Raw genomic sequence first — 21,204 nt, forward strand, 5'->3', positions numbered from 1 at the left:
GGTAGTGGCTGCTTGGCGAGGCCGCAAATGCTGTTAGGCACGGAGGCGGCGGGCGGCAGTAGCACGCCGCCGGAAATACGAAAAACGGCGACAGAACTTCGTCTGGGCTGAGTTCGCGCCGTGAAATGGGATGTGCGCGGGCCGCAGCGGGCAGCTGCCCGGCTTGGGGCCCGGCAACCCAGGTCTTGCAGGTGCTGTGCGCCGGAAGCCCCGCGTGGCGGCTGGCTTGCCCGGGCCGCGCAGGCGGCGCGCCATCGGTACACGGACGCGCCGGGATCCGGCGGAGGTGCTGCAAGGGCTAGTGGCCGGGCCCCGCCACGCGCCGGCACGGCGTACATGCACGACGCGCGGCTGTAGCGGCCGGTCGCTGAGGCTGGCGCGATCGTCCCGCCACTGTGGCCCTCCCGCACCCGCCGCCACGGGTTGACCGGGCCGTAAGCGGGCCCGGCCGGACGCGCTCAAGTTGATCATCGCCTCGCCGTTACTTGGGGCGACCTACCTTCTTGGCCATACGCCGCCCGCCGATCACCCCATGACCGTCCTGTTGCCGCCCGTGCCGATTCCCGCCAACGACGCCTTGCGCGTGGACGCGGTCCGCCGGCTGGGGGTGCTGGACACCGAGGCCGAGGCCGAGTTCGACGATATCGCCTGGCTGGCGGCGCATGTCACCGGCGCACCGATGGCACTGGTGTCGCTGCTGGACGCCGACCGGCAATGGTTCAAGGCGCGCTGCGGTACCGACCTGGAGGGCACGCCGCGCAGCGTGTCGTTCTGCTCCTACGCGGTGATGGGGACCGAGTTGATGGAAGTGCCCGACGCCGAGGCCGACCCACGCTTCGTCAACAACCCGTTGGTGGCCGCCGCGCCCGGTGTGCGCTCCTATGTCGGGGTGCCGCTGGTCGGCCGCGAAGGCTATGCCTATGGCACCTTGTGCACGCTCAGCACCAAGTCGCGCGTACTCGACGACGATCAGAAACAGGCACTGATCCGCCTGGCGCGGCAGGCGGTCAGCCAGCTGGAAGCGCGCCGCGACCGGCTCGATGCGCAGGCGCAGCGGCAGACCCTGAGCATGTTGCTGGAAGCCATGCCTGACGGCGTGGTGGCCTGCGGCACCGATGGTCTGCTGCGCGAGTTCAACCACGCCGCGCGGCAATGGCATGGCACCGACCCGCGCGTGCTGCCGCCGGCGCAATGGGCGCAGCATTTCGACCTTTACAGCGCAGACGGCAACCGGCTGCTGCCCACCGACGCCATCCCGCTGCTGCGCGCCTGGCGCGGCGAGCACGTGCGCAATGCAGAACTGGTGATCCGTGCCAACGGTCAGCCTCCGCGCAGCGTGCTGTGCAATGCAGACCCCGTGGTCGGCGACAAGGGCACTGCGCTGGGCGCGGTCTGCGTGATGCACGACATCACCCAGCTCAAGGACGCGTCGGCGGCCTTGTCTGCCGAGCGCGCGCGGCTGCAGGCGCTGGTGGATGCCTCGCAGGACGTGGCGATCATCGCTTTCGACCCGCAGGGGCGCATCGAGCTGTTCAATCCCGGTGCCGAACAACTGCTGGGCTACGCGGCCGACGAAGTGCTGGGCAGCTCTCCGTCGCGGTTCCACCTGCAGGCCGAGCTGGAGCGTCACATGGCCACACTGGCGTTGTCGCCACCGGCGTATGTGGAACTGGCTGCGGCCGCCGCCGGCAATGTGCTGGCCGAAGAATTGTGGACCCTGGTGCGCAAGAACGGCGAGCTGCGCCGGGTGCGGCTGTGCTTCAACGTCATCCACGATGCGCAGCAAGGCCTGGCCGGCTATCTGGCCATGGCCATCGACGTCACCGCCGAACTGCAGGCGCAGGCCGCCGCGCAATTGGCCGCCGAACGCTTCACCGGCGCCTTCGAAACCGCACCGCAGGGCATGGCGATCGTCTCGCTGGATGGCGCCTGGCGCGACGTTAATCCGTCCTTGTGCAGCATCCTCGGCTACCCGCGCGAGCAATTGCTGCGCACCACCTTCCAGCAGATCACCCACCCGGACGATCTGGAAATGGACCTGCAGCTGGTACAGCAATTGATCGCCGGCAAGCGCGATAGCTACAGCCTGGCCAAGCGCTACATCAGCCAGCAAGGCGCAGTGATCTGGGCGCAGCTGTCGGTGTCGCTGGTGCGCGACGGTAGCGGTGCACCGGTGCATTTCGTTTCGCAGATCCAGGACGTCACCGAACGCCATGTCGCCGCCGAACGCCTGGCCGAGAGCGAAGCGCGGCTGCGCGCGATCAGCGACGCCACCCCGGCGCTGGTCAGCCAGTTCGATGCCGGCCAACGCTGCCTGTTCGCCAACGAAGCGCACCGCGATTGGCTGGGCGTGGAGCCGGCCAGCCTGGTCGGGTCGCCGATTACGCATCTGATGGGCGCGCCGCTCAGCGCGACCGCTCGCGCCGCGCTGGCGCAGGTGGCCCAAGGGCAGCGCGCCAGCTTCGAGCACGTGTTGCAGATGGGTGGCAACGCACGCGATATGGAGATCACCCTGGTGCCGGAAAACCGGCGCCTGCCGGGGCAGGCACACGGGTTTTTCCTGATGGCGCAGGACGTCACCGCGCACAAGACCCTGCACCGCCTGATGCACGAGCGCGCCACCCGCGATGCGCTGACCGGCCTGCCCAACCGCCACGCCTGGACCGAGGCATTGCAGAACGCCGTGCTGCAGGCGCACCAGTTGCAACGCGCGGTGGCGGTGATGTTTCTGGATCTGGATGGCTTCAAACGCATCAACGACACCTACGGTCACCGCGCCGGCGACGCGGTGCTGGTGGAGTTCGGTCATTGCCTGCAACGCGCGGTGGAAGGCCGTTACCTGGTCGCGCGTCTGGCCGGCGACGAATTCGTGGTGCTGCTGGACAATCTGCAGACGCCCAAGGCCGACTGCGCCCGGGTTGCCGAGCGCATCCGCCATGCGGCCTCCGCCGGCGCCCTGTTCGGCGAGCAGCGGCTACCGATCCAACCCAGCATCGGCGTGGCCTGGCAACACGGCGACCAGGCCGAGGCGGCAAGCCTGATGCATGCCGCAGACGAGGCGATGTACGCCGCAAAGAACGCGCGCTGCAGCAAGGACGCCGCAATGAACCGCCGCGACGCTGCGCGTTGAGGTCGGCGGCAACCGCGGTTCCTTCTCACCACGGGAGAAGCTGCCCGAAGGGCGGGTGAGGGCACGTCGGTCAGGTGCCCCGCCAGCCATGACTCTGCGGTTTGCCCGACGTGCTGCTGCAGCAGCACGCGGCTCGCTCCATGTGGCGCGCCACCTCACGACGCGCCTGCTCGAAGTTGTGGTGCTGCATCGCACTGCAGTCTGCTCGATGCGGAAGCGCTGCGTCGATGCAGGCTGCGCCAGGGTTGGTCAACGAGTTTGGATACACCTGTGATAAGGGTGTTTGTCGATCTCTCGATTGCCGGCGCACTTCTGCCGACTCGCAGTGCGCATCGTTCTTCGTCGACGTGTCATGGCCGACGGGGCACCCTCACCCCAACCCCTCTCCCGGCGGGAGAGGGGCTTGAACAGCGAAGCGGGTGACGCTGTTCCTTACTGCCCTCGGGAGAGGGCTTGAACAGCGAAGTTCCTTCTCCCCTCGGGAGAGGGGCTTGAACAGCGAAGCGTATGGCGCGGTTCCTTCTCCCCTCGGGAGAAGGTGCCCGAAGGGCGGATGAGGGCGCGTCAGACATGTGCGCCCTCGAACCATTCCTGCCAGGCTTTGCCCGACGTGCGGCTACATCGCCACGATTTAGCCTGCTAGACGCGGTGGTGCGACATCACTCATCGGTCCACTCGAAGTAGAGCTGCTGCATGACCAGGCGGCCTCATCGAAGTGACGGTGCTGCGGCACTACGCAGCCTTCTCGACGCGATGGCGCTGCATCGATCCGGGCTGCGCCGGTGCCAGCTGGAACACCGCCACCGCGCGCGTCAGATCCGCGGCCTGGTCTTCCAGGCTGCGCGCGGCCGCAGTGGCTTCTTCCACCAGCGCGGCGTTCTGCTGGGTCATTTCGTCCAGCTGCATCACCGTGGTGCTGACCTGTTCGATGCCGGCACTCTGTTCGGTGCTGGCGGCGGTGATCTCGGCCATGATGTCGGTCACGCGCTTTACCGAGCTGACCACCTCGGTCATGGTGCTGCCGGCCTGCTGCACCAGCGCCGAGCCTTGCTCCACCTTTTCCACCGAGTCGGAAATCAGCTGTTTGATTTCCTTGGCCGCACCGGCCGAACGCTGCGCCAATGCACGGACCTCGGTTGCGACCACTGCAAAGCCACGGCCCTGTTCGCCAGCGCGCGCGGCTTCCACTGCGGCATTCAAGGCCAGGATGTTGGTCTGGAAGGCGATGCCGTCGATGACGCCGATGATGTCGGAAATGCGCGCCGACGATTGCGTGATCGCCTGCATGGTGGTGACCACTTCCTGCACCACACGGCCACCGCTTTCGGCGACATCGCCGGTGCCCTTGACCAGTTGATTGGCCTGGCGTGCGTTGTCTGCGTTCTGGCGCACGGTGGAGGTCAGCTCCTCCATCGATGCGGCGGTTTCCTCAAGATTTGCGGCCTGGTGTTCGGTGCGCGTGGACAGGTCGGCGTTGCCGCTGGCGATCTCGCCGGCGGCGGTATTGATCATCTCGGCCGACTGCTGGATGCCCTGCACGATGCTGGTGAGCTGGATCGCAGTGCGATTGGCAGCATCGGCCAGACGTCCGAAGGCGCCTTCGTAATGCGATTCCACCCGTTGCGACAGATCGCCATCTGCAATGGCGGCCATGATGCGGCCCACGTCGTCCAGGCCCGCATCGGCCTGCTGCATCAGGCGGTTCAAGGCCTGCACCATTTCGGCGAACGCAAACTGGTAGCGCGCCTGCTCGCCGCGTGCGGAGAAATCGCCACGCGCGGCGGCATCTGCCAGGCGCGCGATGTCGCTGTTGATTGCCGACAGGTTGCCCTTCACTGTGTCCAATGCTTCGTGCAGCGCCGCGCGCTGGCCGGGCAGGCGACGCATGTCGCGGCGCAGATCGCCACGGCCGTAGTCGCCCATCAGGTCCATCGCCTCGTTGATGGCATCCAGATGTTCGAACACCACCGTGTTCACGCCATGCGCCAGGCTGCCGTAATCGCCGGGGAAATCCTCCGGAATGCGGTGCGCGATGTTCTCGCCCTGCTGCAGCCGGATCATGGTCTGCATCTCGCCGTTGAAGCGCTGCAGCTGGTTCTGCATCTGCTGCATGCTGTGCATCAGTTGCCCGGTTTCATCGCGCGATTCCACCCGGATGTCGTTGTCGAAACGGCCCGAGGCAATCGCCTCGGCGGTGCGTGAGGCGGCACGCAACGGTGCGGCCATCGCCGAGGCGATCAACCAGCACAGGCCGATCACCAGTGCGACCAGCGCGCCGCCGATCAGGGTCAGGGTGCGGGTAAAGCCCCACGCCTGCACCTGGATGTCCTCGGCGTACACGCCCATCACCAGCACCCAGTTCCAGGCCGGAAACGTCTTGGCGTAGCTGATCTTTGGAAGCTGTTCCTTCTTGCCCGGCTTGGGCGCGTCGTAATAGCTGAAGCCATCGCCGCTGTCGATCGCGGTCTTGATGTCGCGATACACGTACTGCCCGGCATCGCTCTTGTAGTCGGTCATGTCGGTGCCGACCGGGCGCTTGGGATGCATCAGGATGCGCATCTGCGGGTCGACGATGAAGAAGTAATCCACGCCATCGTTGGTGCGCATGTCCGCGAGCGTGGTGCGCGCGGCTTCCTTTGCCTGGTCGGCGGTCAGTTCGCCGGCTTTGACCTTGTCGGCGTAGTGCTGCATCACCGTGAGGCCCATCTCGACCTCGGTCTTGACGCTGAGCTTGCGCGCCTCGATCAGGTCCAGGTATTGCAGGCGCGCCGCGGCGACCGCGAGCAGAATCACGCCTACCGTCAACAGCGTGCACAACAGCACGAATTTGCGGGTCAGCGGAAGATTGGCAACATGGCGACGCAACAGGGAGACAACGGGCATGGCAACGATATCCGGAACGCGCCGCGCAGGACGCTATGAGATGGATAACGGCTGATTCACATGCGGGTTGAACATTGATTGCGGTAGCGTCTGCTTGTGACAAGGCAACGCCGATGCAACGTAGGAGCGCACCTGGGCGCGATGCGACGTTGCCTGGAAGGCTTCGTCGCGCCCAGGTACGCTCCTACGATGGCCCGTTGTCTTGCACAGAGCGCAGGCGCCACATCGATCAAAGAGCGGCCGGTCGCGCGATACAAAGGCGGGCACGCAAGGCGCGTGCCCGCCTTCCACATCAGCTTGCGGCGCAGAAGCCGAATTCGGCCGTGGCACCGGCGGCCAGCGTGCGGTTGAAGTCCACGCCACTGGCCTTGAGCGTGCTACCGCTCTGCGACCACACCACGTTCCACGCGTTGTTGACCGTGCCGGTGACCGGTACCGTCACCGACCAGGTGCCGCTGCCGGTCCCGGTGTTGGTGACCTGCACGCGGTTGCACGAACCGCCGTTCCAGCTGCTGTCCACGATGACCTTGGTGCTGAAGGTGCCGGTGCCCGGGGTCGGGGTCGGGGTCGGGGTGGGGGTGGGGGTCGGCGTAGGCGTAGGCGTAGGAGTTGGAGTCGGCGTCGGCGTCGGCGTGGTGCTGCTCAGCGTGCCCCACAGGGTGCGCAACAGCGTCATCTTGTCCTGGCGCACGGTGGTCCAGTCGTCGCGCAGGATGCCGCCGGTGTCGCCGCTGTTGGGATTCCACGACCAGTAGAAGCCTTCGTTGATGCCCTTGCTGCGCAGGTACTTCACCAGCGCGTCCTGCCACACCTTGTCGCGCGCATCGCCTTCGCCGTACTTGCCGCCGAACTCGCCCAGCAGCAACGCGTACTTGCCGGCGAACTGGCCGAAGTGACGGTCCCAGATGGCCGGCATGTTGTTGGGGAAGTTGCTGTCGTTGAAGTAGGACTGCACATACACGTCCGGGCCGTACACGTGCGGCGCCAGCAGCAGGCGGTTGGCCGGGATGTTCAGCGGGGTGCAGGCCAGCGGCTGCAGGTTGCCGCCCCAGTAGATGCCGCCGTTGGTCGAACACACCGGGTTGTCGGTGATGCCTTCCACCGCAATGATCCACTTCGGCGCCACGGCCAGCACCGCGGCCGACCCGCGTTCGGCGGCCTTGTTCCAGTCGGTGGCGGCGTTGCCGGTGCCCCAGGTGGCGGCGCCGTGCGGCTCGTTCTTCAGGTCCAGGCCGAGCACATACGGCACGTTCTTGTAGCGGTTGGCCACAAAGCGCAGGTCGGCCAGCCACTGGGCTTCGGTGTAGGAGCCGGTGTACCAGAGCTCGGAGATGCCGGCGCAATCGGGGGTGTGGTGGTCCAGCAGCACGTACATGCCACGCGCGTTGAATTCGTTGATCACCTTGTCGAGGATCTGCAGCGAGGTCAGGCCCTGCAGGTCGGCATTGCGGCTGTAGTCGATGCTGCTGGGCATGGTGTCGCTACGCAGCGTGGCCGGGCAGAACGGCAGCCGCACGGCATTGAAGCCCAGGCCCTGCATCTGGTTGATCATCTCCTTCCAGTTGCGCGCCCACAGGCCATGCATGACATGGTTGCCGGTCTCGAAGCCAAACACGTTGACGCCCTTGAGCTGCACCACCTTGCCACTGTCGTCGACAACCCTGTTGTTGCTGATGGAATAGCTGAAAGCCGGCGCGGCGGCCAAGGCCAGCGCAGTGGCCAGTGCGAGCGTACTTGCGGTCCTGAAGATGGACATGGTGATCTCCCTAGATAACCGGGCTCGACACCCGAGCGCGGTGAGGGGGGCATCTTGGTCTGCGCCCGCGCCGCGCGGCGTGATCTCAGCCACAAAAAAGCGCATTGGCGCACAGATCACCGGCGGGCTGCGGGCGCGGTCGCTTTCCCGCACACTATCGCCGCTGCGCACTGTCCGCAGGCTGTCCCTTTTGTCCCCGGAGTGTCCCCGATGTCTTTCCTGCGTGCCGAACTGGCGCAATGGCGCGCTTCACCTGCGCGCGAACTGATGGCCGGTGCGGTCGCAACATTTGCCCTGATTCCCGAAGTGATCGCCTTCGCGTTCGTGGCAGGCGTGGACCCGCAGGTCGGCCTGTTCGCGTCCTTCGTCATCGGCATCGTGATTGCGTTCTGTGGCGGGCGCCCGGCGATGATTTCTGCTGCAGCCGGCTCGGTGGCGCTGGTGGCCGCACCGCTGGTGGCGGCGCACGGCTTGGCGTATCTGCTGGCAGCCGGGCTGCTCGCCGGCGCGGTGCAGATCCTGTTCGGGTTGCTGCGCTTGGGCGTGTTGATGCGCTTTGTCAGCAGCTCGGTGCGCACCGGCTTCGTCAATGCACTGGCGGTGCTGATCTTCGCCGCGCAGCTGCCGCACCTGCTGGGCGCCAACCTCACCACGTGGGCCATGCTCGGTGTGGGCCTGGCGATCATCTACGGCCTGCCGCGATTGCGCGTGCCGGGCCTGTCGGCGATTCCCTCGCCGCTGTTGTGCATCCTGCTGTTGACCATCGCCGGCAGCGCCCTGCACCTGCCGCTCAAGACCGTGGCCGATCTTGGCAAGCTCCCCACTGCATTGCCGTTCCTGCAATGGCCGGCGGTGCCGATGACGCTGGAAACGCTGCGCATCATCGCCTTGCCGGCATTGGCCATCGCCATGGTGGGCCTGCTCGAATCGCTGATGACTGCGCGGGTGGTCGACGAACTCACCGACACCCCCAGCGACAAGAACCGCGAATGCACCGGGCTGGGGGTCGCCAACGCAGCGGCCAGCCTGTTCGGCGGCATCGCCGGTTGCGGCATGATCGGCCAGACCGTGGGCAACGTGAAGTACGGCGGCCGTGGCCGGCTGTCCACCTTGTTCGCCGGGGTGTTCCTGCTGATCCTGATGGTGCTGCTCAAGCCCTGGGTGTCGCAGGTGCCGGTGGTGGCATTGGTGGCGATCATGGTGATGGTGTCGGCCGAGACCTTCGACTGGCGCTCGCTGCGCACCGTCATCACCCATCCGCGCACCTCCAGCGTGGTGATGCTGGCCACGGTGGCAGTGACCCTGGTGACCCACAATCTGGCCGCCGGCGTGGCGGTGGGCGTGGTGCTGAGCGGGGTGTTCTTCACCTTCAAGGTGGCCGGGCTGCTGCAGATCGCCCACAGCGATGGCGCAGACGGCGTGCGCACCTACAGCGTACGCGGACAGGTGTTCTTCGCCTCGGCCGATGTGTTCATCGACGCTTTCGACGCACGGCAGGTGCCTGGCCGCGCCGTGGTGATCGACGTCAGCCGTGCGCATTTCTGGGACATCACCGCCGTGGCGGCGCTGGACAAGGTGGTGCAGCGCTTGCGGCATCACGATCTGGATGTGCAGGTCGAGGGCCTCAATGCCGGTAGCCGCCGGCTGATGCAGCGGCATGCCCTGGGCGAAGACGCGCTGGAGTCCGCGCTGCCCTGAGCCCCGCGGGGCGATGCGCCCCATCGCAGCGCCGGGCATTTTTGTCCGCTGCGCACCGAGGGCTGGATGCGGGCTGAGCACGGTCGGCGAGCGGTCTCAAGTTTGCGCGGGCAACGCCGATGAACCGGCATCCTGACTGCCGGTCGTTGTCGTGAAGCCTGCGCGTTGCCACTCCAGTTGTCTGCCAGCCCGCCGCGTCCGGCAGGGCGGGCCCGCGTTTGCGCACCGGCTGCGCCGCCAATGAGCGCTACGCCGTTGCTGGAACGGATGGTGGACATGACCGCCATCCGCGACGCCGATCTGCTCGATCTGAGCCTGTTGCGCACCATGCGCGAGGTCTGCTCCGTCGAGGAATTGTCGCTGCTGCGCATCGCCCCGGACGGCCGCACCATGGCCGAAACCCGCCTGCACGACGACGGCCGCCTGTCGCTGACGGTGGCCGAGCTGAAGGATGCGCAGATGCGTGCCCGGCTGGCCGACGTGCATGGCCCTGGCGAGGTGGTGCAGCTGCAGCAGGATGGCAATGCGCTGCTGCTGTACCCGATGATGGAAGCGCGTGGCATCCGGACCTGCCTGCGGGTGGGCGGTGCGCGCACGCCCGGTGTTGCCGAACAGGCGATGTTGCAGGGCTTCGCACGCTTCTTCCAGAACTACCGCAGCCTGCTCGACGATGCCCAGCGCGACGCGTTGACCGGCCTGCGCAACCGCAAGACATTCGACGACGTGGTGCTGGGGCTGTTCGCAGCTGGTCCGGACGCGCCGGCCAACGACAGCATCTGGCTGGGCATCGTGGATATCGATCACTTCAAGCGGGTCAACGACACCTTCGGTCATCTGTACGGCGACGAAGTACTGCTGCTGGTGGCGCAGTTGATGCAGCGCGCGTTCCGTCAGGACGATCTGCTGTTCCGCTTCGGCGGCGAAGAATTCGTGATCGTGCTGCGTGGGGTGGATCGCGATGTGGCGGTCAGCCTGTTCGAGCGCTTCCGCCTGGCCGTTGCCGAGCATGTGTTCCCGCAGGTCGGGCAGGTCACGCTCAGCACCGGCATCGTGGAGCTGACCCACGGGCGGCTGATCAGCCAGCTGCTGGACGAAGCGGACAAGGCGCTGTACTGGGCCAAGCAGCACGGCCGCAATCGCGCGGTGGTGTACTCCGAGCTGATCACCAGCGGGCAGTTGCTGCAGACCACGCAACAGACCGGCAGCGTGGACCTGTTCTAAGAGCGCTTGGCAAAACGACTGCGCAGCCAGGCGGACGTAGCCGGTGCCCGGTGCGGCAGATGCCCCTCGCACACTCCGGTTCCGAGCGCACTGTCCGCACCCCACCTGACGACTGTGCGCCAGGCTTTACTAGTCTCTCCAGGCGCGCGCATCGCCGTGCCGCACCGGTTGGACGCGTGCAGGTGCGCGGCTGCTCCCGCGCGACACGCGGCCATCGCAGGTGACCATCCCGCGACATGCCGCCGCTTGCACCCGCGGGTGGCTACACTCCAGGGCTGTCTGATAGCTGGGGTATGCAATGAAGCGATGTGCCATGGGACTCTTGGCAATGGCGGTCTCGACCGCAGTGATGGCGCAGGCGCCGACGTTCGATGGCGCGCGCATCTCGCGCGACGTCAGGGAGCTGGCGTCCGATGCCTATGAAGGGCGTGGCCCGGCCACCGCCGGCGAAGAAAAAACCATCGCCTATCTGAGCAAGCAATTTGCCGACGCGGGCCTGCAGCCCGGCGGCGACCTCAAAGATGGCAAGCGGCTGTGGACCCAGGCGGTGCCGTTGCGCCGCGCCGATATCGTCGGTGCGCCGACGCTTGCGCTGACCGATGCCGGCAAGCCGCAGGCGCTGACGCAAGGCAAGCAGATCGCCATCCGTGCCGCGCTCGACGGCGCGTCCAAGGTCGACATCGCCAATGCGCCGTTGGTCTTCGTCGGCTATGGCGTCAAGGCGCCGGAGCGCGACTGGGACGACTTCAAGGGTGTGGACCTGAAGGGCAAGATCGCGGTGGTGCTGATCAACGACCCGGACTTCGAAACCGGCAAGGGCGCCTTCGACGGCGCCGGCATGACCTATTACGGCCGCTGGACCTACAAGTACGAAGAGGGCGCACGTCAGGGCGCGCTCGGCGTGCTGGTGGTGCACGAAACCGCGCCCGCCTCGTATGGCTGGGACACCGTGGCCAGCTCCAATACCAACACCATGTTCGACGTGGTGCGCGACAACCCGCGTGCCGCGCACCCCACCGTGGAAGGCTGGATCCAGCGCGATCTGGCCACCGAGCTGTTCAAGCGCGCCGGGCTGGATTTCGAGGCGCTGAAGAAGCAGGCGCAGACCCGCGGCTTCAAGCCGGTCGAGCTCAAGGGCCAGGGCCTGAGCGCCAGCTATCAGGTCAAATCCGACGTGATCACCTCGCACAACGTGGTCGCACGCCTGCAAGGCAGCACGCATCCGGATGAGACGCTGATCTACAGCGCGCACTGGGACCATATCGGCGTGGGCAAGCCGGACGCACGCGGCGACACCATCTTCAATGGCGCGCTGGATAACGCCAGCGGCACTGCGGCGTTGCTGGAACTGGCACGCGGTTTTGCCAGCGGGCCCAAGCCGGAGCGCTCGGTGGTGTTCCTGGCCGTCACTGCCGAAGAGAAGGGCTTGCTGGGCTCGGAGTTCTACGCCTCCAAGCCGTTGTACCCACTGGATACCACCGTTGCGGTGATCAACATGGACGGCATGAGCCCGTTCGTGCCGTCGCGCGATTTCGGCATCTACGGCACCGCCAAGCTCGAGTTGCTCGATCAGCTCAAGACGGTGGCCGCACAGTCCAAGCTGCGCTACACGCCCGACCCCAAGCCGCAGGCCGGGTATTTCTTCCGCTCCGACCATTTCTCCTTCGCCAAGCGCGGGGTGCCGGCGCTGTCCTATGCGGCCGGGCAGGATTGGGAAGTGGGCGGCATTGCCGCAGGCAAGGCCGCATCGGACGACTACACCGCCAAGCGCTATCACCAGCAAGGCGACGAATGGAAGCCGGATTGGACCTTCGCCGGCGCCGCGCGCGATCTGGGGGTGCTGTACACGTTGGGCCAGCAGTTGGCCGGTTCGCGTCAGTGGCCGAACTGGAGCGGCGATTCGGAATTCCGCGCCACCCGCGATGCAAGCGAGGCGGCACGCAAGTAGGACCGGCTGACAAGACGACCGCGCTTTCATCAGGGCAGCGTTGCTTCGGTGTGCATGGTTTTCAGTAAAGCAGCCAGCAATCTGCTTGGTGCGGTGTCCTCGCCGGTCTCCAGGGACGGGTTCACAGCGTGTGCCGCAAGCGGTGAGGGCACCGCGCCCTCGATGCTGCGAGTTTGCTGCAGGGCCCTTGCCCGCCCACCATCGCGGGACACGCTGCAAGTACGTCCTTGTAAGCTCTTACGCGGCATCCATGCCGCGTAAGGTCCCGCGACGGTGGGCGGGCAAGGACCAGTCGAGATGGTCGGTCTGCAGGGTTTTCAGTAAAGCTGCCAGCCAACTGTCTGGTGCGGTGTCCTCGCCGATTGCGGGACCGTTGGCGGCATGGATGCCGCCATCGAGCTTCCACGGACGGGTTCACGGTCTGTCCCGCAAGCGGCGAGGGCACCGCGCCCTCGATGCTGCGAGTTTGCTGCAGGGCCTTCACCCTCCACCATCGCGGGACACGCTGCAAGTACGTCCTTGTAAGCTCTTACGCGGCATCCATGCCGCGTAAGGTCCCGCGACGGTGAGCGGGCAAGGGCCAGTCAAGATGGTCGGTGTGCAGGGTTTTCAGTAAAGCTGCCAGCCAACTGTCTGGTGCGGTGTCCTCGCCGATTGCGGGACCGTTGGCGGCATGGATGCCGCCATCGAGCCCCCATGGACGGGTTAACGGCGTGTCCCGCGAGCGGCGAGGACACCGCGCCCTCGATGCTGCGAGTTTGCTGCAGGGCCCTTGCCCGCCCTCCATCGCAGGACACGCTGCCAGTACGTCGTTGCAAGCTCTTACGCGGCAGCCATGCCGCGTAAGGTCCCGCGACGTGAGCTGGCAAGGACCAGTCGAGATGGTCGGTGGGCATGGCTTTGAATAGAACAGTCCGCAGACTGTCTGGTGAGACCCACCGACCGCCACGATCGCCCGCCAGCAGGCTGTCGCTGCAACCGATTGCAGGTCCTGGCACATCAATTGCACCTATCTGACACGACAGCGTGGTTTGACGCCCGTGACAGCACGCGTGCCAGGCTGCAATCTGTTGGGGTTGCGTTCGGTCGTTACCGCGTAGTCTGCCGCGCGGTCCTCGTCGGGTGGGGCGAAGACTGCACGATGGCCTTCGTTTCCTTTAACGGTCGATTCTTTAGGATGAGCCGCGACGTCGCGTCGCCGCCAGGAGAGTTTGTGCATCGGAGTGGTTTCATAGCTGCCAATACCGCGACCTGGTCGCACGCCGCCGGGCATCTTGCCGGTGCGGTGCGCTTCGCACGATCGCTACGCGTGGCGGGGATGGACCTCCCGCTGCAGCCCGCACTGTCGCACGCATGCGACGGGCAGCCTTGATGGACGGCACCGTGACCCTTTCCCCCGCACCAACCGCATTGCCCCCCACCTCCGCCCTCGACGCCGGCCAGCCCACGCTGCCACCGGAGGCGCCGCTGGCGATGCCCGAACAGAACCTGCGCGAAGGCAGGCTGCAGGTGCCCCATCAACGCACCTCGCCGGTCGGCATCGGTCTGCGGCGCTTCTATCTGATCGGCGGCACCTTCGCCACCACCGCCGTGGCGGTGTGGGTAATGCTCAGCGTGCTGTGGCCCGATGGCCTCAGCGTGCTGGAAGGCTGCCTGCTCGGCCTGTTCGTGCTGCTGTTCGCGTGGATCGCGATGTCCTTTGCCAGCGCGGTGGCCGGTTTCATCACCGTGGTGGCGCGCGCCGGACGCAAGCTCGGCATCGACCCGGAACAGCCGCTGCCCACGCTTCGCTCGCGCACCGCGCTGCTGATGCCCACCTATAACGAAGACCCGCGCCGCCTGCTGGCTGGCCTGCAGGCGATCTACGAATCGGTGGCCGAAACCGGCCAGCTGGAGCATTTCGACTTCTTCGTGCTCAGCGACACCACCCGCGATCACATCGGCGCTGCCGAAGAACTGGTCTACAACGAGTTGTGCGACCGCGTCGACGGGCACGGGCGCATCTTCTACCGCCGCCGCGCCGACAATGCCGCACGCAAGGCCGGCAACGTGGCCGACTGGGTGCGCCGCTTCGGCGGCAGCTATCCGCAGATGCTGATCCTGGACGCCGACAGCGTGATGACCGGCGACACCATCGTGCGGCTGGTCGCCGGCATGGAAAACAATCCGGACGTGGGCCTGATCCAGACCCTGCCGGCGGTGGTCAACGGCCAGACGCTGTTCGCCCGCATGCAGCAGTTCGGTGGGCGCGTGTACGGGCCGATCATCGCCTTCGGCGTGGCCTGGTGGCATGGCGCCGAGAGCAACTACTGGGGCCATAACGCCATCATCCGCACCCAGGCCTTCGCCGACCACGCCGGCCTGCCGTCACTGCGCGGGCGCAAGCCGTTCGGCGGCCACGTGCTCAGCCACGATTTCGTCGAAGCGGCGCTGATGCGGCGCGGCGGCTGGGCCATGCACATGGTGCCGTACCTGCAGGGCAGCTACGAAGAGGGCCCGCCCACGCTCACCGACCTGCTGATCCGCGACCGCCGCTGGTGCCAGGGCAACCTGCAGCACGCCAAAGTGGTGAGCGCCAAAGGCCTGCATTGGATCAGCCGCATGCACATGCTGATCGGCATCGGCCATTACTTCACTGCGCCGATGTGGGGCCTGCTGATGCTGATCGGCATCGGTATCCCGCTGGCCGGCGGCGGCATCGACCTGGCCGGCGACCTGCCGTTCTCGCCTGCGCGCTATTGGCACGGCAGCAGCCAGGGCAATGCGATCTGGATCTTCGTCTGCACCATGTTCGTGCTGCTGGCGCCCAAGCTGCTGGGCTACATCGCATTGCTGCTCAACCCGCGCGAGCTGCGTGCCTGCGGCGGCGCGATCCGCGCGCTGCTGAGCATCCTGCTGGAAACCGTGCTGGCCGCGCTGATGGCGCCGGTGGTGATGTACCTGCAGTCGCGTGGCGTGTTCGAAGTGCTGGCCGGCAAGGATTCGGGCTGGGACGCGCAGGTGCGCGACGACGGCAAGCTGTCGTGGCCGGCGCTGTTGCGCAGCTATGGCGGGCTGACTGTGTTCGGCCTGTTCATGGGCGCGGTGGCGTACACCGTCTCGCCGTCGCTGGCGGCCTGGATGGCGCCGGTGATCGTGGGCATGGCGCTGTCGATCCCGGTGGTGGCATTGACCTCGTTGCGCCGCACCGGCCTCGGGCTGCGCCGCGCCGGCATCTTCTGCATCCCCGAAGAGCTCGATCCGCCCAGGGTGCTGGTGCGTGCATCCGAGCTGCGCCGCGCTGCTGCGCTGGAACCGTCGCTGATCTGATTGGCGGTACTGGCGGGCCCGATTGGACCCGGTGTGCTGTTCGCCAACCACGCGCTGTCGCCGCCCCGGGCGACGCCCCGGCCGCATCTGCACCGACGAGGGCGCGACCGGCAGGCAGCCCACTGCCACTGCTCCACGGCAACTCGCCGCACGCGATCCGGGTGAGCGGCGCGTGCGGGCGCGCGTTACCGGGCAGTGACCGGCGCGCAAGGCATAATGCCCGGCCCCCAAGCGGAGCTGGATGATGCTGGAAGTGATCGAACGCGAGACCGGACCCAACCCGCAGTGGACCGTGCTGTGGCTGCACGGCCTGGGCGCCGATGGCAGCGACTTCGCTCCGATGGTGCCGGAGCTGGTGCGACCGCACTGGCCGGCGCTGCGCTTCGTGTTCCCGCATGCGCCGATCCGCCCGATCACCATCAACAACGGCGTGCGCATGCGCGGCTGGTACGACATCGTCGGCATGGACTTCGCCAGCCGTGCCGACAAGGCCGGTATCGCCGAGTCGGTGGCCCAGGTCGAAGCCTTGATCGCCCATGAGCAGGCCCGCGGCACGCCGCCCGAGCGCATCCTGCTGGCCGGGTTTTCGCAAGGCGGTGCGGTGACGTTGGCCGTGGGTCTGCAGCGCCGCATCCCGCTGGCCGGGCTGATCGCCCTGTCGACCTATCTGCCCGATCCCACGGCCGCTGCCAGCCAGTTGCAGCCCGCTGCCATTGCCCAACCGTTGTTCATGGCGCACGGCAGCGCCGACCCGGTGGTGCCGTTCGCCGCCGGCCAGGCCAGCATGCAGGCGCTGCGCGCGCTCGGCTTCGCTCTGGAATGGCAGACCTATCCGATGGGCCATCAGGTCTGCCTGGAAGAAATCGACGCCCTGCGCGACTGGATGCAGGCACGCTTTACCGCCGCCTGAGCCCGTGGCCACCGTTGCCCCGCAGATCACCTGGATGCCGGACCTGTGCCGGCTGCCACGCTTGGGTGCCATGCTGGGGCTGGCCGAGCTGGTGGTGCTGGTGGTGACCCTGGTGCCCGATGCCGGCGCCGCGCGCAGCATCACCCTGTCGCGCTTCGTCTCGGCCAGCGGCCTGGCGCTATGGCTGGCGTTGGCGGTCACCGTGTTGCTGTGCGTACTGCGGCCTTCGCTGTCGCGGCTGCCGCCCAGGCTGGGTGGGCTGGCCGCGCTGCTGATTGCCGCGCTGGTGGCGATGCTGGGCGCCGGCATCGTGCACGGGCTATACGCCGTGCTGGGCCAAGCCCCGCTTGGCCCGTTGGTCGGCTTCTGGCGCTTCACCCTGGGCGGTGCCGCCACCGTGGTGCTGATCACCGCGCTGGCGCTGCGCTATTTCTACGTCAGCGACCGCTGGGAAGCGCAGGTGCAGGCCAACGCGCGCGCCGAAGCCGACGCCTTGCAGGCACGCATCCGCCCGCACTTCCTGTTCAACAGCATGAACCTGATCGCCAGCCTGCTGCGGCGCGACCCAGTGGTGGCCGAGCAGGCGGTGCTGGATCTGTCGGATCTGTTTCGCGCCGCGCTGGGCGCCGGCGAAGGCGTCTCCACCCTGCGCGCCGAATGTGAGCTGGCTGAGCGCTATCTGGCCATCGAGTCCTTGCGCCTGGGCGAGCGCCTGCAGGTGCGCTGGCACCGCCAGGAACCGTTGCCGTGGGAGCTGCCGATGCCGCGCCTGGTGCTGCAACCGCTGGTCGAAAACGCGGTGCTGCACGGAGTCTCGCGCATGCCCGAGGGCGGCGCGCTGTATCTGTCGCTGCGCCAGCGCGGCAGCCAGTTGCAGATCCGCATCGTCAACCCCGCCCCGCAACCGGGAACCCAGTTGCCGCTGCTCGCCGGCGCCGGGCATGCGCAGGCCAGCATCTCGCACCGGCTGGCGTTTCAGTTCGGTGCCGGGGCACGGATGGCGGCCAGCTGGGCTGAGGGCTACTATGCCTGCGAGATCACATTGCCGCTGCCGTGACGGGGGAGTCGCTGCAGCGAAGGGGGATGTCCATGACGGCCACGCAAGTGCGGGTGCTGATCGCCGATGACGAGCCACTGGCGCGCGAGCGCCTGCGCATGCTGCTGGGCGAGCATCCGCAGGTCGAGGTGATCGGCGAGGCCGAAAACGGCCAGCAGGTCCTGCAGCAGTGCGAACAGCTGCACCCGGACCTGGTGTTGCTGGACATCGCCATGCCCGGTGTCGACGGCCTGGAAACCGCGCGGCTGCTGCGCCAGCGCCAGCCACCGCCAGCGGTGGTGTTCTGCACCGCCTATGACCAGCATGCCTTGTCGGCATTCGACGCCGCCGCGCTGGATTACCTGATGAAACCGGTGCGCCCGGAACGCCTGTCCGCGGCCCTGGAAAAGGTCGCCACGTTTCTGGCCGGGCGGGTGCCCGGCGTCGCGCCGCGGCCGTTGCGCACCCACCTGTGCGCGCGTCTGCGTGGCAGCCTGCGGCTGATCGCCATCGGCGACATCCGCTACCTGCAGGCCGAAGAGAAGTACGTCATCGTCCATCACGCCCGTGGCGAGGACCTGATCGAGGAGTCGCTCAAATCGCTGGAAGACGAATTCGCCGACCGCCTGGTGCGCATCCATCGCAATTGCCTGGTGGCCCGCGACGAACTGATGGAGCTGCGCCGCAGCGGCGACGGCCAGGTGCACGCGGTGCTGCGCAACGTGCCGCAGACCCTGGAAGTGAGCCGGCGTTGCGTGGCCAGCCTGCGCGATCAACTGCGTCATGTATGAGTTACCGGTCCGGTCCGCGATAATGGCCGGATGACCACGCTCCGCATCGCCACCCGCAAGAGCCCGCTCGCCCTTTGGCAGAGCGAACATGTCGCTGCCGCGTTGCGCCAGCACCACCCCGGCCTGGAGGTGGTGCTGGTGCCGATGAGCACCCGCGGCGACGAAGTGCTGGACCGCTCGCTGGCGGCGATCGGCGGCAAGGGCCTGTTCCTGAAGGAACTGGAGCTGGCCATGCTGCGCGGCGAGGCCGACTGCGCGGTGCATTCGCTCAAGGATGTGCCGATGGAACTGGACGATCCGTTCGTGCTGCCGGCGATCCTGGGCCGCGGCGACCCGGCCGACGCGCTGGTGTCCAATCTCTATGCCAGCCTGCAGGCGTTGCCGTTGGGCGCGCGGGTGGGCACCTCGTCGTTACGGCGGCAAGCGCAGTTGCGCGCAGCACGCCCGGACCTGGAACTGATCGACCTGCGCGGCAACGTCAACACCCGCCTGGCCAAGCTCGACAACGGCGGCTACGACGCCATCGTGCTGGCCTGCGCCGGCCTGCAACGGCTGGGGCTGGACGCGCGCATCAGTGCGCGGCTGGACGCGCCGGACTGGTTGCCGGCACCGGCGCAGGGTGCGGTGGCAGTGGAATGTCGTGGCGACGATGCGCGCATCCATGCGCTGCTGGCGGTGCTGGATGCCCCCGCCACTCGCGTCTGCGTGGAAGCCGAGCGGGCGATGAATCGCGCGCTGCACGGCAGCTGCCATGTCCCGGTGGCCGCCTTCGCCACCTGGAAGGACGAGGGCCTGTACCTGCAGGGCATGGTCGGCAGCGCCAGCGATGGCCGCCTGATCCACGCCGATGCGCACGGCAGTCCCGAAGACACCGAAGCGCTGGGCCGCCGCGTCGCCCAAGGCCTGTTCGACAAGGGCGCCGCCCAGCTGCTGGCCGAGCTGTAGCGCACTGCCGTCGCCCGGCCCTTCGGCCGCCAGGCCCACGCCCCGGCTGTCGTAGGAGCGGACCCGGCCGCGACGGGCGTTCCCGGTAGAGCTATCGCGGCCAAGGCCGCTCCTACCGAGCGGTCGCGTATTCGAACGTGTGGACCAGGTCGACCATGGTCGACGTATCGCCCTTCGCATCGCCCCCTACTACCAGGTCCTCCTGTCGTAGGAGCGGACCCGGCCGCGACGGGCGTTCCCGGTAGAGCTGTCGCGGCCAGGTCCGCTCCTACCGAGCGTGGTCGTGTATTCGAACGTGTGGACCAGGTCGACCATGGTCGACGTATCGCCCCGCGCGTCGCCCGCCTACCACCAGGTCCTCCTGTCGTAGGAGCGGACCAGGCCGCGACGGGCGTTCCCGGTAGAGCTGTCGCGGCCAGGTCCGCTCCTACCGAGCGCGTTCGCGTATTCGAACGTGAGGACCAGGTCGACCATGGTCGACGTATCGCCCCGCGCGTCGCCCCCTACTACCAGGTCCTCCTGTCGTAGGAGCGGACCCGGCCGCGACGGGCGTTCCCGATACAGCTGTCGCGGCCAAGGCCGCTCCTGCCGAGCGGGATCGCTTACTTGAACGTGTAAACCAGGTTTACCGTGGTCAGCGTGTCGGTCTTCTTGTCGCCGTCGCTGACCTCGCTGTTGTGGCGCATCTGCCAGGCGGCCTTGAGCGCGAAGTGCGAGTTCATGCTGACCTGCACGCCGAAATCGTTCTGCGCGTAGGTGTTGTATTCGCCCGATTCCACCAGCAGCGTGTTGATCAGGTCGGTGTTGTCGGTGACCGTGTACTTCAGGTCGAACAGACCGCGCCCGATCAGGCCGGTCTCGTTGCGGTCTTCGTCGCTGTTGTGCGCGCGGCGGATACCCGGGCCGATCTGCGCGTCCAGATAGAAGCGCTCGGCATCGATCAGGCGCGTGCCGTAACCGATACCGAAGGTGGCCAGCCGATCGTAGGTGGCGAAGTCGTCGTGTTCGTAGCGGCCGGTGGCGGTGAGCTGGCGGTGTTCGCCCAACTGCAAGGCACTGCCCACGCTGCCGGTGTAACGCTCGGCGGTGGTCTGGCGTTCGCGTTCGGTGCTGCCGTCGTCGTTGGTATTGGTGTACTCCGAGCTCGAACGCAGCGCGGTGGCATCCAGGCTGTGGATCCAGTCGCCGTCGGTGTAGCGCAGGCGCACGCGGCCGTTGAGGCTGTCGGTGGTGCTGTTGCCGTGGGCAGCGGCATAGCCCAGCTCGCCGCTGCTGCCGCTCCAGGGCGAGGGCACCAGCGCAGCGGCAGGGTCAACCGGCGTCGGCGCGACCGCGATCGACTGGGCCCACACGGTAGGCGTGATCAACAGCAGGGGCAGCAGGGCAGACAACTGGGCACGGCGGGACATAAGCGGCTCGCTTGAGGGCAGGGCGGGAGGGTGAAAGCGATTTCATGATAACGGACTGTGCGGCACGTCATGACCCGGTGAACGCTGCGCTTCATTGGCGGTTCTGGCGCTGGCGGCAGCTGGCGCGTTGTCGTGTGGGTTGCGGGCGGCGCACAGACCCGCGCACGG

At 67.3% G+C, this 21,204-nt stretch carries 12 protein-coding genes and 1 pseudogene; 10 read left to right on the plus strand and 3 right to left on the minus strand.

The window, feature by feature from the left end; all coding sequences use genetic code 11:
* Window positions 1–463: 463 nt before the first annotated feature.
* Complete coding sequence (locus VZ068_RS03720) at window positions 464–3,130, plus strand: PAS domain S-box protein (RefSeq protein WP_349656948.1); 2,667 nt, start codon at window positions 464–466, stop codon at window positions 3,128–3,130.
* A gap of 732 nt (window positions 3,131–3,862) precedes the next feature.
* Here the strand turns inward: VZ068_RS03720 and VZ068_RS03725 are convergent.
* Window positions 3,863–5,995, minus strand: coding sequence for a methyl-accepting chemotaxis protein (locus tag VZ068_RS03725; protein WP_349657641.1), 2,133 nt, complete (start codon window positions 5,993–5,995; stop codon window positions 3,863–3,865).
* A 310-nt stretch (window positions 5,996–6,305) separates the two neighbouring features.
* Complete coding sequence (locus VZ068_RS03730) at window positions 6,306–7,769, minus strand: cellulase family glycosylhydrolase (RefSeq protein ID WP_259167537.1); 1,464 nt, start codon at window positions 7,767–7,769, stop codon at window positions 6,306–6,308.
* Window positions 7,770–7,979: 210 nt separating this feature from the next.
* Here VZ068_RS03730 and VZ068_RS03735 point away from each other — a divergent pair, with 210 nt between their 5' ends.
* The 9 genes and pseudogenes from VZ068_RS03735 (at window position 7,980) to hemC (ending at window position 19,627) form a co-directional block, all read left to right on the plus strand.
* Window positions 7,980–9,467, plus strand: coding sequence for a SulP family inorganic anion transporter (locus tag VZ068_RS03735; protein WP_349656949.1), 1,488 nt, complete (start codon window positions 7,980–7,982; stop codon window positions 9,465–9,467).
* Window positions 9,468–9,707: 240 nt separating this feature from the next.
* Entirely contained in the window at window positions 9,708–10,688 is a 981-nt protein-coding gene (locus VZ068_RS03740; protein ID WP_349656950.1) for a GGDEF domain-containing protein, read from the plus strand.
* A 298-nt stretch (window positions 10,689–10,986) separates the two neighbouring features.
* Window positions 10,987–12,636: a M28 family metallopeptidase gene (locus VZ068_RS03745; protein ID WP_349656951.1), complete on the plus strand. Its 1,650-nt coding sequence runs from the start codon at window positions 10,987–10,989 to the stop codon at window positions 12,634–12,636.
* 213 nt (window positions 12,637–12,849) lie between these two features.
* A pseudogene (locus VZ068_RS03750) lies at window positions 12,850–13,093 on the plus strand (hypothetical protein); the annotation flags it as partial.
* 914 nt (window positions 13,094–14,007) lie between these two features.
* Window positions 14,008–15,945: a glucans biosynthesis glucosyltransferase MdoH gene (gene mdoH, locus VZ068_RS03755; protein ID WP_349657642.1), complete on the plus strand. Its 1,938-nt coding sequence runs from the start codon at window positions 14,008–14,010 to the stop codon at window positions 15,943–15,945.
* A gap of 241 nt (window positions 15,946–16,186) precedes the next feature.
* Window positions 16,187–16,855 carry an alpha/beta hydrolase gene (locus tag VZ068_RS03760; protein WP_349656952.1) on the plus strand — a complete coding sequence of 223 codons (669 nt, stop codon included), beginning with the start codon at window positions 16,187–16,189 and terminating at the stop codon, window positions 16,853–16,855.
* 4 nt (window positions 16,856–16,859) lie between these two features.
* Complete coding sequence (locus VZ068_RS03765) at window positions 16,860–17,912, plus strand: histidine kinase (protein ID WP_349656953.1); 1,053 nt, start codon at window positions 16,860–16,862, stop codon at window positions 17,910–17,912.
* 32 nt (window positions 17,913–17,944) lie between these two features.
* Window positions 17,945–18,682: a LytTR family DNA-binding domain-containing protein gene (locus VZ068_RS03770; protein ID WP_259155343.1), complete on the plus strand. Its 738-nt coding sequence runs from the start codon at window positions 17,945–17,947 to the stop codon at window positions 18,680–18,682.
* A 30-nt stretch (window positions 18,683–18,712) separates the two neighbouring features.
* On the plus strand, window positions 18,713–19,627 hold the full coding sequence (hemC, locus tag VZ068_RS03775) for a hydroxymethylbilane synthase (RefSeq protein WP_259155334.1): 915 nt from the start codon (window positions 18,713–18,715) through the stop codon (window positions 19,625–19,627).
* Between the two features lie 602 nt (window positions 19,628–20,229).
* Here the strand turns inward: hemC and VZ068_RS03780 are convergent.
* The gene (locus tag VZ068_RS03780; RefSeq protein WP_259155330.1) at window positions 20,230–21,036 is read right to left on the minus strand and encodes a DUF481 domain-containing protein; all 807 of its coding nucleotides are present in this window, start codon (window positions 21,034–21,036) and stop codon (window positions 20,230–20,232) included.
* Between the last annotated feature and the right edge of the window lie 168 nt (window positions 21,037–21,204).

The organism is Xanthomonas sp. 10-10 (genome assembly GCF_040182365.1).
Classification (GTDB): Bacteria; Pseudomonadota; Gammaproteobacteria; order Xanthomonadales; family Xanthomonadaceae; genus Xanthomonas; species Xanthomonas arboricola_F.